This is a genomic window from Erwinia tracheiphila (assembly GCF_021365465.1).
Taxonomy (GTDB): Bacteria; Pseudomonadota; Gammaproteobacteria; order Enterobacterales; family Enterobacteriaceae; genus Erwinia; species Erwinia tracheiphila.
In genome coordinates this window covers 2922413-2936908 of the sequence record NZ_CP089932.1, presented here as the reverse complement: position 1 = coordinate 2936908, position 14496 = coordinate 2922413, and the positions used below count along the sequence as shown (strand labels likewise).

Annotated in this window: 13 protein-coding genes and 4 pseudogenes; 8 read left to right on the top strand and 9 right to left on the bottom strand. The window is 52.9% G+C overall.

The window, feature by feature from the left end; genetic code table 11:
* Nucleotides 1-151 precede the first annotated feature (151 nt).
* Nucleotides 152-1357 carry a nicotinate phosphoribosyltransferase gene (gene pncB, locus LU633_RS15525; protein ID WP_016189640.1) on the bottom strand — a complete coding sequence of 402 codons (1206 nt, stop codon included), beginning with the start codon at nt 1355-1357 and terminating at the stop codon, nt 152-154.
* 322 nt (nt 1358-1679) lie between these two features.
* Nucleotides 1680-2903, bottom strand: coding sequence for an IS91 family transposase (locus LU633_RS15520; RefSeq protein WP_046371938.1), 1224 nt, complete (start codon nt 2901-2903; stop codon nt 1680-1682).
* Between the two features lie 223 nt (nt 2904-3126).
* Here LU633_RS15520 and LU633_RS15515 point away from each other — a divergent pair, with 223 nt between their 5' ends.
* Both LU633_RS15515 and LU633_RS15510 read left to right on the top strand, forming a co-directional pair.
* Nucleotides 3127-3960: an RNase A-like domain-containing protein gene (locus LU633_RS15515; RefSeq protein ID WP_016189639.1), complete on the top strand. Its 834-nt coding sequence runs from the start codon at nt 3127-3129 to the stop codon at nt 3958-3960.
* Between the two features lie 2 nt (nt 3961-3962).
* Complete coding sequence (locus LU633_RS15510) at nt 3963-4271, top strand: contact-dependent growth inhibition system immunity protein (protein WP_016189638.1); 309 nt, start codon at nt 3963-3965, stop codon at nt 4269-4271.
* A gap of 261 nt (nt 4272-4532) precedes the next feature.
* Here LU633_RS15510 and LU633_RS15505 read toward each other — a convergent pair whose 3' ends face one another.
* The 5 genes from LU633_RS15505 to LU633_RS15485 form a co-directional block, all read right to left on the bottom strand.
* On the bottom strand, nt 4533-5756 hold the full coding sequence (locus tag LU633_RS15505; protein WP_046371936.1) for an IS91 family transposase: 1224 nt from the start codon (nt 5754-5756) through the stop codon (nt 4533-4535).
* A gap of 117 nt (nt 5757-5873) precedes the next feature.
* Nucleotides 5874-6578 carry an IS6 family transposase gene (locus tag LU633_RS15500; protein WP_046371935.1) on the bottom strand — a complete coding sequence of 235 codons (705 nt, stop codon included), beginning with the start codon at nt 6576-6578 and terminating at the stop codon, nt 5874-5876.
* A 222-nt stretch (nt 6579-6800) separates the two neighbouring features.
* Entirely contained in the window at nt 6801-7088 is a 288-nt protein-coding gene (locus LU633_RS15495; protein WP_016189636.1) for a hypothetical protein, read from the bottom strand.
* 17 nt (nt 7089-7105) lie between these two features.
* Nucleotides 7106-7384 carry a helix-turn-helix domain-containing protein gene (locus LU633_RS15490; RefSeq protein ID WP_016189635.1) on the bottom strand — a complete coding sequence of 93 codons (279 nt, stop codon included), beginning with the start codon at nt 7382-7384 and terminating at the stop codon, nt 7106-7108.
* Nucleotides 7374-7694, bottom strand: coding sequence for a type II toxin-antitoxin system RelE/ParE family toxin (locus tag LU633_RS15485; RefSeq protein WP_016189634.1), 321 nt, complete (start codon nt 7692-7694; stop codon nt 7374-7376). Before LU633_RS15485 ends, LU633_RS15490 begins: the two co-directional genes overlap by 11 nt.
* Nucleotides 7695-7856: 162 nt before the next feature.
* Between LU633_RS15485 and LU633_RS15480 the strand changes: the two are divergent.
* From LU633_RS15480 to LU633_RS15460, 5 genes and pseudogenes are all read left to right on the top strand, one after another.
* Nucleotides 7857-7931 (top strand): annotated as a pseudogene (locus LU633_RS15480) (IS6 family transposase); the annotation flags it as partial.
* Nucleotides 7930-8196, top strand: a pseudogene (locus tag LU633_RS15475) (Mu transposase domain-containing protein); the annotation flags it as partial. The pseudogenes LU633_RS15480 and LU633_RS15475, both read left to right, overlap by 2 nt.
* A pseudogene (locus LU633_RS15470) lies at nt 8196-8651 on the top strand (ATP-binding protein); the annotation flags it as partial. The pseudogenes LU633_RS15475 and LU633_RS15470, both read left to right, overlap by 1 nt.
* A 354-nt stretch (nt 8652-9005) precedes the next feature.
* Nucleotides 9006-9314, top strand: coding sequence for a hypothetical protein (locus LU633_RS15465; RefSeq protein WP_016189631.1), 309 nt, complete (start codon nt 9006-9008; stop codon nt 9312-9314).
* Between the two features lie 295 nt (nt 9315-9609).
* Entirely contained in the window at nt 9610-9942 is a 333-nt protein-coding gene (locus LU633_RS15460; protein ID WP_046371934.1) for a hypothetical protein, read from the top strand.
* Nucleotides 9943-10076: 134 nt separating this feature from the next.
* On the opposite strand, the gene LU633_RS15455 is transcribed toward LU633_RS15460, so the two are convergent.
* Nucleotides 10077-11300 (bottom strand): IS91 family transposase, encoded by a 1224-nt coding sequence (locus tag LU633_RS15455; RefSeq protein ID WP_046371933.1) that lies wholly within the window; start codon nt 11298-11300, stop codon nt 10077-10079.
* Nucleotides 11301-11467: 167 nt separating this feature from the next.
* Between LU633_RS15455 and pepN the strand changes: the two genes are divergently transcribed.
* Nucleotides 11468-14083 carry an aminopeptidase N gene (gene pepN, locus LU633_RS15450; protein WP_016189629.1) on the top strand — a complete coding sequence of 872 codons (2616 nt, stop codon included), beginning with the start codon at nt 11468-11470 and terminating at the stop codon, nt 14081-14083.
* A gap of 259 nt (nt 14084-14342) precedes the next feature.
* Here pepN and LU633_RS15445 read toward each other — a convergent pair.
* A pseudogene (locus tag LU633_RS15445) lies at nt 14343-14486 on the bottom strand (aliphatic sulfonate ABC transporter substrate-binding protein); the annotation flags it as partial.
* Nucleotides 14487-14496 lie beyond the last annotated feature (10 nt).

Here is a 14496-nt window from a genome sequence, read left to right as displayed (position 1 = left end):
AATTTGGAATGTATAACCCTCAAAAGGCTTCCACTATGTTACTTGCCGGGAAGCGAGACACAAGAAGAATTCGTACTGAGGCAGGAGATTAATTAAGCCAATACCACGAAAAATAAGGAAAAGAGGGCCATGCCCCTCTTTCCAGTGGCAGTCAGCTGGCTTTTTTGACTCGTGGTAGAGAGAAAGCCTTGCGCAATGCGTGAACGAAAGCTTTATCCTGGCAGATGGTTTTGCCCGGGCTGTCGGACAGCTTTGCTACAGGTCTGCCGTTGCATTCCACCAGTTTTATAACAATATTGAGTGGCTTAACGTCAGGAATATCACATGTCAGACGCGTCCCAATACCAAAAATAACGTTTGTCCGTTGCCCAAAATGGCGATAAAGAGTAAGCGCCTTGCTCAAATCCAGATTATCGGAAAACACCAGCGTTTTACTGCGCGGATCGATACCCAACTTTTGATAGTGGGCAATGGCTTTTTCTCCCCACTCTAATGGATTGCCCGAATCATGGCGCAGGCCCTGATAAGCGCTGGCGAAATGCGGGTGGAAATCACGAAGAAAAGCATCCATCGAAATACAATCGGTGAGAGCGATGCCAAGGCAGTCGGGATATTCATCCAGCCAGGCTTGTAATGCAGCCCGCTGGCTGTTCGCGAGCACCGGACTGATCTGCTGATGGGCCTGGAACCACTCATGGGCCTGCGTGCCGACGGGCGTGATATTAAGGCGACGAGCAACATCATAGTTGCTGGTCCCCACCAGCCAGGGGAATGCCTGTTTCAATGTGCTGACTATGGCTATCTGAACGTCACGGGAAAAGCGTCTGCGCGTACCAAAATCCAACAGTTTAAAACGGGACATATCCAGATCGGTGGTCATCTGCCTGAATTCTGTTAGCCTGCCCTGCAGCCGTTCGACCGCCTGACCTGGGCGAAGCAAAGGCGAACGCTGGCGATGCACCACTTCACTGATCATCGCCAGCAGTGGCACTTCCCACATAATCACCTCAAGCCAGGGGCCAGAAATGCGAATATGCAGCTTGCCCTGATTACGGCTCACGCAAACCTGTGTCGGGTCATAACGAAACTGACGCAGCCAGTCGAGATAATCCTGGGTAAAAAAAGGCAGGTCAGAAAGATAATGCATCTCGTCATCGCTGAGGGCCAGTGACTGCATGGCTGAAATCTGCTGGATAATCTCGTCAGCATACAAACCCAGCAGGTCATCGCTTCTGCAACGAAATTCGGCAACCACGGAAACGTTCTGGTAACGATGAAAAACCGCCTGTTGCATGTGCAGCTTATAGGCATCTGTGTCCAGCAACGTGGTTAATATTGGGGAAGCATGTTGTGTCATGGTGCGTGTCAGCATCTTCTGGCGAAGAGCGTTATCCCTGGATAAAAAAAAGTAAAAGTCTCAGGAGTATAACTGGAATACTTATTTATTGAAGCCAATCGCAGCACAATTCAGCTGGCCGCCACAAGGCAACCGCAGGCATTGCCCACAGTTTGTTATCTGAAGAAGCACCAGGCGTTCATGGTTAGGAGATTGAATCGCCTCTTTTGAGATCGCCTGACCATGAAAAGTGGCACGATCTACTCCATTGCTGCTGCTGATCTGTGTGGGTTTTGATGTGAAAATGCCATCTTCGCCGTATTTTTAACCTGAAACCTGTTTTTCAGGCGCACCGATCCAGCTCAGGCATCCGCAGCCATCGTTTTTTCGCCATCTGATACAGCCTGTCAGAGAGCATTTTTGTGGCGTGATCACCCGCCACGGCGCCGGCAAAACGCAGCCGGCCTTTGCAGAGGATGCACTGGTACGGATCCGTGCCCAGGAAGCCTTTCATCAGCACCGCAAACCCGGGCCGCTTCGGTTTTTCCCGTACCGTCATCTCCAGCGCTTCGTAAACCTTCGGCAGCAGCGTGCCCCGCTTGCGGTTGGCCAGAAAGCCGGAGTAGCGCACCATCTTAAAATGCCTCGCCGGAACGTGGCTGATATAGCGCCCGATCATCTCTTCCTGGCTCAGCATCTGGCGTTTATGCTTTCCCGTGCGGTGATCGAGATAGTGGTGAACCACCGCGCCACCGGCGTAGTGTCGCAGTCGTGAAGCCGACACTGGTGGCCGTTTCAGGTAGCGTCCGAGGTATTTAACGCTGTGCCAGGCTCCCCGGGTCTTCTTCGCGAAGTGTACCTTCCAGTGCCGGCCATACTGTGCCTTCAGGTAACGCCGCCACTGCTCCCCGTCGCGGATATGTCCCAGTCCCGGCAGGGTGCCGGGACTGACCCGCTCATAGCTGCTGCGCAGCAGGCGGATAACGGCACCCCGCCAGATTTCCTCCACGGCCTTCTTTTTGAAGAAAAGGCTGCGCCAGACGCCGTGCTTTACGTCAAGTCCACCGCGGGTGACGGACACGTGGATGTGCGGATGCTGATTCAGCTGCCGGCCGTAGGTATGCAGGGCGCAGAAGATACCGACTTCTATACCCTGCCGACGCGCCCACTTCAGCATGGCGCGGGTGGCGCAGCGGAACAGGTCGTTGAGCAGGGGCCAGTTGTTGCTGAAGAAGGGCCACAGCAGGTGGGGCATGGTAAAGGTGATGTGCTGCCATTCGCAGTCGGGCAGGACGTGCTGCTGCCCGGCTATCCACTGCTCAGTTGATTTCATGCCACATGCGCTGCAGGCCTTTGACTTGCAGCTCTGGCAGAAGAAGCGGGAGTGCGTGCAGTCCGGCGAGGCACAGCAGTAGCGGCGTACGCCCATGGCGCAGGTGCCACAGGCGAGCATGCGCTCAACGGAGAGTCGGGTCCAGTCGCTGATGTTGTCGCCGTGTTTTTCGAGGTAGCGGTTCCAGCCGTCATCGACGGTGAAGAGGAGTTTGGCGGGGCGGGGGATATGCATGGTTGCAGAGTATAAAGCGGAGCGCCGGTCATGCAAACACCCGAAGCTGCGCAGCAGGGCCGCTCACGCCAAAGGCGTGCTACGTTCTCTTCAGTACCGTCTGGCGCCTTCATGCGCTTACGCGCATAAAATACTCTTAGGCCTGTTTGTGATTTATTCTGCGGAAACGAATATGTCATTGCTGATATGATCGTGACTCAATTAAGGAAGAAAGGAATGTCACATGGATACGGATGAAGGTGTGAAAATTGTCATGTCCCCGGTACAACTGGCGGCGCTTTTATCTGACAAAAGCGTCAGCGAGGGAGAAACCATGAGCAACCGCCTCTATGGTGGTCTGGGACTTGCCAGCGGCATTGTTGAAATGTTTGGGGCCGGTGCGATGTGTATCGTACCGGAACCTACGATGCTGACCAAAGCAGGATGCGTCATCGTGGGCACTCACGGTCTCGATACCATCCAGTCCTCACTCCGTCAGGTCTGGTCCGGGCGTGATATCCGCAGTGATACGTATAACGTGGCGGTTTCACTGGCCAGCTCTCTGGGGGCTGACAGAAAAACGGCAATGAAGGTGGGATTTACGGTCGATCTGGCCATCCCTGTTGCATTCTCACTCGCAATTGGTGCCGTGCGGGTCATTTCGATCAGAAGTGGCCGGATAAAATTGGCGTCTTATGAGGCTCCTTCCGGAAGCCGTTCTGGTGGACACACCATCGAAAAGCACGCAGGCAAATCAGCAGATGAATTATTTACACGGCTCGGGTCGTCCCCGAGGCTCATGCAGTCGAGCAGTTTCATCTCTGTGCAGGATGCAGAAATCCTTATTTCAAAAGTACTCAGGAACAATAAAAATCAGATTGCCATTCTGGCTAAAAATGTCCCACAAGGACAAAATCTTAAAATGATATTCGACGGCAGTTTTGCCAGAAAGACAGGTATTTCTGTCAGCAGGGGGGCAGAAGAAGTTAAAGATTGCTATAAGGTCCGTGTGGTTCTGAAGTTTGAATACTGGCACGGGAAACCCTATTTCGTGCTGACGTCTTTCCCAATGGTATAGGCATGAAAAATTTAAATACGTTCGGGCTGGACAGCCTTATAGCTGTTTATTTTGGGCAGGATTACGATCTGTTTGGTAGCGGCGAGAGCGTGAGTGCCCAGATTGATGCGTGGATTGCTGATACTCCTGCCGCTTTCAGGGAGGGGATGCTCGGTGATATAGAGCAGTTCTGCCGGGAATGTGATGATGTTGATGAAGATTTTGAGGCCCGCTATGGGGATGATTTTTCGACAGAGCTGTGGGATACGACTCCGGGCGATTTTTTTGAATTGCTGAGGGAAAAAATAAAAGCTTCCCTGCCCGGGGATTGAGCAGAGGTTCTACGCCGGCATCGACTAAATTTCCCTTACCTCAGTTTCAGCCCGGCAAACAGTGCATCCAGGTCAATTAACGTGAAGTTGACCGGCCAGCAGTAACTTTATGCGCGTTCATGGTTAGGAGATTGAATCGCCTCTTTTGAGATCGCCTGACCATGAAAAGTGGCACGATCTACTCCATTGCTGCTGCTGATCTGTGTGGGTTTTGATGTGAAAATGCCATCTTCGCCGTATTTTTAACCTGAAACCTGTTTTTCAGGCGCACCGATCCAGCTCAGGCATCCGCAGCCATCGTTTTTTCGCCATCTGATACAGCCTGTCAGAGAGCATTTTTGTGGCGTGATCACCCGCCACGGCGCCGGCAAAATGCAGCCGGCCTTTGCAGAGGATGCACTGGTACGGATCCGTGCCCAGGAAGCCTTTCATCAGCACCGCAAACCCGGGCCGCTTCGGTTTTTCCCGTACCGTCATCTCCAGCGCTTCGTAAACCTTCGGCAGCAGCGTGCCCCGCTTGCGGTTGGCCAGAAAGCCGGAGTAGCGCACCATCTTAAAATGCCTCGCCGGAACGTGGCTGATATAGCGCCCGATCATCTCTTCCTGGCTCAGCATCTGGCGTTTATGCTTTCCCGTGCGGTGATCGAGATAGTGGTGAACCACCGCGCCACCGGCGTAGTGTCGCAGTCGTGAAGCCGACACTGGTGGCCGTTTCAGGTAGCGTCCGAGGTATTTAACGCTGTGCCAGGCTCCCCGGGTCTTCTTCGCGAAGTGTACCTTCCAGTGCCGGCCATACTGTGCCTTCAGGTAACGCCGCCACTGCTCCCCGTCGCGGATATGTCCCAGTCCCGGCAGGGTGCCGGGACTGACCCGCTCATAGCTGCTGCGCAGCAGGCGGATAACGGCACCCCGCCAGATTTCCTCCACGGCCTTCTTTTTGAAGAAAAGGCTGCGCCAGACGCCGTGCTTTACGTCAAGTCCACCGCGGGTGACGGACACGTGGATGTGCGGATGCTGATTCAGCTGCCGGCCGTAGGTATGCAGGGCGCAGAAGATACCGACTTCTATACCCTGCCGACGCGCCCACTTCAGCATGGCGCGGGTGGCGCAGCGGAACAGGTCGTTGAGCAGGGGCCAGTTGTTGCTGAAGAAGGGCCACAGCAGGTGGGGCATGGTAAAGGTGATGTGCTGCCATTCGCAGTCGGGCAGGACGTGCTGCTGCCCGGCTATCCACTGCTCAGTTGATTTCATGCCACATGCGCTGCAGGCCTTTGACTTGCAGCTCTGGCAGAAGAAGCGGGAGTGCGTGCAGTCCGGCGAGGCACAGCAGTAGCGGCGTACGCCCATGGCGCAGGTGCCACAGGCGAGCATGCGCTCAACGGAGAGTCGGGTCCAGTCGCTGATGTTGTCGCCGTGTTTTTCGAGGTAGCGGTTCCAGCCGTCATCGACGGTGAAGAGGAGTTTGGCGGGGCGGGGGATATGCATGGTTGCAGAGTATAAAGCGGAGCGCCGGTCATGCAAACACCCGAAGCTGCGCAGCAGGGCCGCTCACGCCAAAGGCGTGCTACGTTCATGCTGTACCTTTTGTATTACAGAAATGCCTTAAATTTCAAAAACCCTGCTCACCAGACGCATCTCGCCCAGAGGATGGCCGTAGTAAAAGTTTTCCGCCTGTCCTTTACGCAATGCCCGCATGACTTCAATCCCCCTGATGGTGGCATATGCCGTTTTCATGGATTTAAATCCCAGCGTGGCGCCGATTATCCGTTTCAGTTTGCCGTGATCGCATTCAATGACGTTATTCCGGTACTTAATCTGCCGGTGTTCAACATCAGGCGGACACCGGCCTTCCCGCTTCAGTAACGCCAGGGCGCGACTATAGGTGGGGGTTTTATCGGTGTTGATGAGGCGGGGGCTCTGCCAGCCTTTCACGTTGTTCAGAATCTTTCCCAGAAAACGGTATGCCGCTTTGCTGTTACGGCGCGGGGAAAGATAAAAATCGATGGTGCGGCCTTTGCTGTCAACAGCACGGTACAGGTATGCCCATCGGCCGTTAACTCTGATATACGTTTCATCAAGATGCCAGGAGCAGAACCCTGAAGGGTTACGCCAGTACCAGCGCAGCCGCTTTTCCATTTCAGGCGCATAACGCTGAACCCAGCGGTAAATCGTGGAGTGATCAACGTTGACACCGCGCTCGGCCAGCATTTCCTGCAGCTCACGATAGCTGATGCCGTATTTACAGTACCAGCGCACTGCCCACAGGATGATGTCACGCTGAAAATGCCGTCCTTTGAATGGATTCATGTGCTGCTCCGTCAGCAAAAGGTGACGATGAGTTTATCACCTCCAGATTTTTGCAACAGTGCCATCATTTGCACCTCTCTAAATGCATCATGAGTTTCAACAGTGGCTGGCAAAACGCCCTGAAAACACCGTATAGCATAAGAGTACACCCTTATGCGATAACGTGGTTTGCTCAAAAAACAGGCTTACCGTACGATAATTTCCGATATCCAAACTGCCCCCTCATTGAACACCGAGACTCCGACACCCAGCTTTAGCCAGTCCGGTTGCCTCTGCACATTCCTGCTGTTTAAGCGTTGTCGTGTAGTTAACGACCCCCCAGGCAATCATAACTCCCAGCGCGGCCCCGATCACCGTACCCAGCGCCCTGTTTTTGAGTTGGCTCCCGAGCCAGACGCTGGCAACCACGATCCCCACGGAAGTTACAGTCTGACCTGCTTCAAATATACCTGCTGCCATTAACAACGTAAAAAATGCAACTGCCGCAGCCGTTCCCAGAAGTACCCTCATTGTTCTTCCCTCTGTATTTAAAAATAAAGTTTCGCGTCACTGATACCGCAAGCCCTGGCATAACGTGCGAGAGTTTCAAACGTTGCTGACGTTATGTTTTTTTCCATCCGGGACACTGTCGGCGGCTTGACCCCCATCCGTTCAGCAACCTGGGAACTGGTGAGGCCCGCATGATTTCGCCACTCTTCAAGTAGCGCCTGCAGGCGTTCTTTGCGTTCTTCTGCTTCATATGCTGCGCGGAACTCTTCACGCTGCATCATTTTTGCTTTTACTTCTGCAAGAGTCTTACTCTTCATTCTGCATATCCTCCAGCCTGCGCCATGCCAGATCTATTTCAGGGCGCGGTGTTTTGGGTGTTTTTTTGATAAAAATCCGCAATACAAAAATTCGCTTACCCGACTGATAAACCCACAATCCACGGGCAATGTCACCGCCCTTTGTTGTCAGCTCAAACAGCCCATTTCCGATGGGTTTACAGTGCGGCTCTCTGAGCGCCTGTGGGTTTTGTTCCAGCTTCTCAAGTAGCTTCAACATTTTTGCACCTATCACCGGGTGCAACTCGTCTAACTCAGTTTCCGCTTCTTCATGAAATCTGACAGTAAACAATGTGCTGTCCTCCCTGATTTAATGTTAGCTCAAATACTTAATTAGCTCAAGTGCTTAATTAGCATGAAGGCTATTATTCAATACTGCATTGCATCCATAGGCTCTGTCGCATTAAGCAGTTAATCAGGTAACCTGCTGTTTTTTTTATGATGTTGCCTGACCATGCCCCTGATCCGAAAAACCTTTAAACGCCTGCATTATCCCGTTGATATTATCGCACAGTGTGTCCGCGGGTATCCGTCACGTGGCCTGGGACAGCTATATCGAGGTTCGGGGTAACCGTTACTCCGTGCCGGAAACCTGGTGCGGCCGCCCGGTGTCTGTCCGTATCACGCTGGATAATGAACTGAGGATTTACGGCAATGAACAGCTTGTGACCACTCATCGTCTGAAGGACCGCGGTGCAGGATGGCAGACCTTTCCGGAGCACCATGCGTCGCTGTGGCAGCAGGTCAGCATGGTGGAACACCGGCCGCTGAGCACTTATGAGGAGCTGTTGTGATGCATGAACTGGAAACGCTGCTGGGCCGTCTGAAAATGGAGCATCTGGGATACCAGGTGGAAAGCCTGCTGGAACAGGCAGCGAAGGAAGAACTTAACTACCGCGAATTCCTGTGCCGCGCACTGCAACAGGAATGGAGTGGCCGCCATCAACGTGGGATGGAGTCCCGGCTGAAGCAGGCCCGCCTGCCGTGGGTGAAGACGCTGGAGCAGTTCGACTTCAGCTTCCAGCCGGGCATCGACCGCAAGGTGGTGAGAGAGCTGGCCGGGCTGGCGTTCATGGAGCGCAGCGAAAACGTGATCCTGCTGGGCCCTCCGGGCGTGGGTAAAAACCATCTGGCGGTAGCACTGGGCGTGAAGGCGGCGGATGCCGGCCACCGGGTGCTGTTCATGCCGCTGGACAGGCTGATAGCAACGCTGATGAAGGCGCGTCAGGAAAACAGGCTGGAACGCCAGGGGAAATACCGCTAAACCGCAACGATGGAAAAGATGACCGGTTCCCCATACAGTTTTATGAAACAAGGCCAGACAGGAAAGTTAACTATCATAAAAAACCTACATAATCAATAAAAATTTTGACTAAGTTGTTAATTTATGTTAATATAATATAGAGGCAATTTAATTTGCTCTCATCCCTCCTTTATATACTTGGCTCATACGTCACGCAGCATCGAAATACTGTGTACAGAGTCGTCAGCGCGCGGCGATAAAAACGTAAATTGATACTCTCTGGCAAAATTTGCCGGAGCAACTCTGTGCGTCTGAAACCAGGTTGAAAAGGCATTTTAAAAAATAAAAAACGGAGATTCGATGAATGTAGAAAATCTTTTTGGCATTGTGTTGTTTGTATCTGGTATCGTTAAAAGCGTTTTTGCTCTTTATAAAAGTGAACGGCCTGGATTCGGAATACGGTTATTTATCTGCCAGCTTCTGCTCACGGCGGGTGTCATTTTCGCCGGGCTGTTGATACCGTGGATTGCCGGAGTTGCGCTGCATCACCCGGCCGGGATCTGGCCTCCCGCCGTTGTGACAGGGGAGCGGGTAATCAGCATCGCGATAATGAAGGCCTTATCCTGGGCCTGTCGCAGGGTGTGCCGGGCAGGATGTCTGCGGGGATAACTAAGCAGAACAACTGCGCTGACGCCGCTATTTTATTTTCAGATAGTCCCGACCATCCTGCAAAATGGTTTGCTTCAGTAATCAATAATAAGTTGAGGCAGTTATGAATAAATTTTTTTATTATAGGGGGTTGGGGTCCAATCGTGTAAAAAACCACGCTAGTAAAATATCATTCTGTTTTATCTATCAAAAAATCACCATCTGATGGATGGAATGAGCCAGATTTTCCCGAATTTTTTGTGTATACTTTGCTCCAGAGAAGTATCTACATTTTAAGGATGGAAGGTGAGATGCTATGAAAGTGAGTGAAGCAGCATTACTGAAGTCTGGTTTTAGCCATGCTGATCTACAAAAAATCAAAAACAATGTAGATAGTTATGGAGGGAGTTTGGGTGAATCCATTCATGATCTTGCTAATCGTTTTAAAATTGTGTTGTGGGTGCTTTTCGGCTGTATGGTTGTATTTATCTGGATAATTCTTTCAAGTAACCAAGTTTACATTATTTCTACGGGTATAGGCTTGTTAATTACAATGCTCATCGTAATATTCGTGCAACCGCCAGTTCTGTCTTACAAGTCCTGGCGATACTGTAGAATGTACCGGGCTAACGATGATCTTGATGGTTAGGAGATTGAATCGCCTCTTTTGAGATCGCCTGACCATGAAAAGTGGCACGATCTACTCCATTGCTGCTGCTGATCTGTGTGGGTTTTGATGTGAAAATGCCATCTTCGCCGTATTTTTAACCTGAAACCTGTTTTTCAGGCGCACCGATCCAGCTCAGGCATCCGCAGCCATCGTTTTTTCGCCATCTGATACAGCCTGTCAGAGAGCATTTTTGTGGCGTGATCACCCGCCACGGCGCCGGCAAAACGCAGCCGGCCTTTGCAGAGGATGCACTGGTACGGATCCGTGCCCAGGAAGCCTTTCATCAGCACCGCAAACCCGGGCCGCTTCGGTTTTTCCCGTACCGTCATCTCCAGCGCTTCGTAAACCTTCGGCAGCAGCGTGCCCCGCTTGCGGTTGGCCAGAAAGCCGGAGTAGCGCACCATCTTAAAATGCCGCGCCGGAACGTGGCTGATATAGCGCCCGATCATCTCTTCCTGGCTCAGCATCTGGCGTTTATGCTTTCCCGTGCGGTGATCGAGGTAGTGGTGGACTACCGCGCCTCCGCCGTAGTGTCGCAGACGGGAAGCCGACACCGGCGGGCGCTTCAGGTAGCGGCCGAGGTATTTCACGCTGTGCCAGGCTCCCCGGGTCTTCTTCGCGAAGTGTACCTTCCAGTGCCGGCCATACTGTGCCTTCAGGTAACGCCGCCACTGCTCCCCGTCGCGGATATGTCCCAGTCCCGGCAGGGTGCCGGGACTGGCCCGCTCATAGCTGCTGCGCAGCAGGCGGATAACGGCACCCCGCCAGATTTCCTCCACGGCCTTCTTTTTGAAGAAAAGGCTGCGCCAGACGCCGTGCTTTACGTCAAGTCCACCGCGGGTGACGGACACGTGGATGTGCGGATGCTGATTCAGCTGCCGGCCGTAGGTATGCAGGGCGCAGAAGATACCGACTTCTATACCCTGCCGACGCGCCCACTTCAGCATGGCGCGGGTGGCGCAGCGGAACAGGTCGTTGAGCAGGGGCCAGTTGTTGCTGAAGAAGGGCCACAGCAGGTGGGGCATGGTAAAGGTGATGTGCTGCCATTCGCAGTCGGGCAGGACGTGCTGCTGCCCGGCTATCCACTGCTCAGTTGATTTCATGCCACATGCGCTGCAGGCCTTTGACTTGCAGCTCTGGCAGAAGAAGCGGGAGTGCGTGCAGTCCGGCGAGGCACAGCAGTAGCGGCGTACGCCCATGGCGCAGGTGCCACAGGCGAGCATGCGCTCAACGGAGAGTCGGGTCCAGTCGCTGATGTTGTCGCCGTGTTTTTCGAGGTAGCGGTTCCAGCCGTCATCGACGGTGAAGAGGAGTTTGGCGGGGCGGGGGATATGCATGGTTGCAGAGTATAAAGCGGAGCGCCGGTCATGCAAACACCCGAAGCTGCGCAGCAGGGCCGCTCACGCCAAAGGCGTGCTACGTTCGCGCGCATTCCACATGGCAACATTGCCTCAACAGGAATAGACTGGCAAAGGTTAACTAATTATCGACGTAAGAGTGACTTATGACACAACTTCCTCAAGCTAAACATCGCCATGATTATCGGGCGGCCGATTACACTATTACCGATATCGATCTGACATTTCTTCTGGACGCCAGCAGAACCCGCGTCACTGCTGTCAGCCGTATTTGCCGCATGGGTGCGCCCGGTAGCGAATTACACCTTGATGGGGAAGAGTTAACGCTTATCTCCCTGGATATTAATGGTCAGCCCTGGCCGCATTACCGACTCGACGAGGGGATATTGATCCTCTGGCAATTGCCGGAGACGTTTACCTTAACCATCGTCAATGATATTCATCCCGATATAAACACCGCCCTGGAAGGGCTGTACCAGTCTGGTAAGGCGCTGTGTACGCAGTGTGAAGCGGAAGGTTTTCGTCATATTACCTGGTATCTTGATCGCCCGGATGTGCTGGCACGCTTTACCACGACAATCATTGCCGAGCAGGCCACTTATCCCTTCCTGTTATCAAATGGTAACCGTGTCGACGGCGGCCCAATGGAAGATGGTCGCCACTGGATGAAGTGGCACGATCCTTTTCCAAAACCTTGTTACCTGTTTGCCCTCGTGGCCGGGGATTTTGACGTGCTGCGTGACAGTTTCAAAACCCGTTCTGGCCGCGAGGTGGCACTGGAGATCTTTGTTGACCGTGGCAATCTCGATCGCGCTGACTGGGCGATGACCTCGCTGAAAAACAGTATGAAATGGGATGAAGAGCGCTTTGGTCTTGAATACGATCTCGACATCTTTATGATTGTTGCGGTCGATTTCTTCAATATGGGAGCGATGGAAAACAAAGGGCTGAACATTTTCAACTCGAGATGCGTTCTGGCGAAGGCAGAGACCGCGACGGATAAAGATTATCTGGGAATTGAAGCGGTAATCGGCCATGAATATTTTCATAACTGGACAGGAAATCGGGTGACATGTCGTGACTGGTTCCAGTTAAGCCTGAAAGAAGGACTGACGGTATTCCGCGATCAGGAGTTCAGCTCCGATTTGGGGTCACGTGCGGTAAACCGTATTAATAACGTTCGCACAATGCGTGGCCTGCAGTTTGCAGAGGATGCCAGCCCGATGGCGCACCCCATTCGTCCGGATCGGGTGATTGAAATGAATAACTTCTATACGCATACGGTGTATGAGAAAGGCTCTGAAGTCATTCGCATGCTGCATACGCTGTTGGGTGAAGTGAATTTCCAAAAAGGAATGCGGTTCTATTTCGAGCGGCATGATGGCAGCGCGGCGACCTGTGATGATTTTGTTAAGGCGATGGAAGACGCCTCTGGTGTTGACCTGCTCCTGTTCAGACGGTGGTACAGCCAGTCTGGTACGCCTGTAGTCTCGGTGCGGGATGATTATAATCCAGAGTTGCAACAGTATACCCTGCATGTCACGCAGATGACGCCCATCACGGCCGACCAGAAAGAAAAACTGCCACTGCATATTCCGTTAGATATTGAGCTTTACGACAGCGAAGGCGGCGTGATCCCGCTCCAGCGTCATGGTCAGACTGTCCATCATGTTTTAAACGTGACCGATGAATTTCAAAGTTTTGTGTTTGATAACGTCACGTGCCAACCCGTGCCGTCACTACTGCGCGAGTTTTCTGCGCCGGTAAAACTTGATTATAACTGGAGCGACGCACAGCTGACTTTTCTGATGCGCCATGCCCGCAACGATTTTGCCCGGTGGGATGCCGGGCAAAGCCTGCTATCCATGCATATCAAACTGAATGTGGTGCGCTATCAGCAGGGACAACCGCTGTTGGTGCCACTGCATCTCGCAGATATCTTTCGCGGCGTGCTGCTGGATGAAAACAGCGATCCGGCACTGATTGCGCAAATTCTCACGCTGCCGGCTGAAAATGAAATTGCCGAGCTGTTTGACACCATCGATCCCCCGGCCATTGCCGCAGTGCGTGAGGCACTGGTGCGGATGCTGGCGGCGGAGCTGGCGGACGAATGGCTGGCGGTGTACCTTGCCAGTCATGCTTCGGTCTGGCGGGTGGATCATGCCGATATCGGCCGGCGCGCACTGAAAAATGTTTGTCTGGGCTATCTGGCGTTTGGTGACGGGGTGCAGGCGGAGAAATTGGTGACTGCCCAGTATCATCAGGCTGACAACATGACGGATTCGCTGGCGGCCCTGTCGGCTGCGGTGGCGGCACAGCTGCCGTGCCAGAAAAGTTTACTTGAGTCGTTCGACCAGCGCTGGCACAAGGATGGGCTGGTGATGGACAAATGGTTTATGTTACAGGCCAGCAGCCCGTCTGACGATGTTCTGAGTCGTGTCCGTGAGTTGCTTAAACATCGTTCATTTGACCTCAATAACCCCAATCGTGTTCGTTCTCTAATTGGTGGATTTGCATCGTTTAACCCGTCGGTGTTCCACGCGCCAGACGGCAGTGGTTATCGTTTCCTGGTTGATATTCTGATCGAGCTCAACGCACGAAATCCGCAGGCTGCCGCAAGGATGATTGAGCCGCTTATTCGCTTCAGGCGCTATGATACTCAACGTCAGGTATTGATGCGCGGTGCGCTGGAACAGTTGCAGAAACTGGAAAAATTGTCTGGCGATCTTTACGAAAAAATCAGTAAGGCATTGACTGACTGATTGCTGCACAACTGACCATGAATAAGGGGTGATCGCTATCGCCCCTTATTCATGGTCAGCCTTACCGGGGAGCGTAAACTGCCACACTGCCAAATTGAATTTAGACCCGGACGACATGTTAATCGCCGTTTTCCAGAACAGGTACGGTTCCTGCCCCGTAAAATCCCCACTGACGGACCAAATTAAGCGCGACATTGAAACCACGGCGACATATTAATCGCCCTTTTTCCAGGGTAAGTCATTTCCTGTCTAATCCTTATTTAGGTTTTGGCGGTTCAGATCTCACATAAAGCAGATCGGCCCCGGCGGCCTGAGCGAAAATAGGAGCAATATCACCCGTGTTGCCTAAATCGATGCTGTTAACATTGAGCGCTTCAGGCATCTATGGACCAGCAGGAAATTCGGTCGTGACG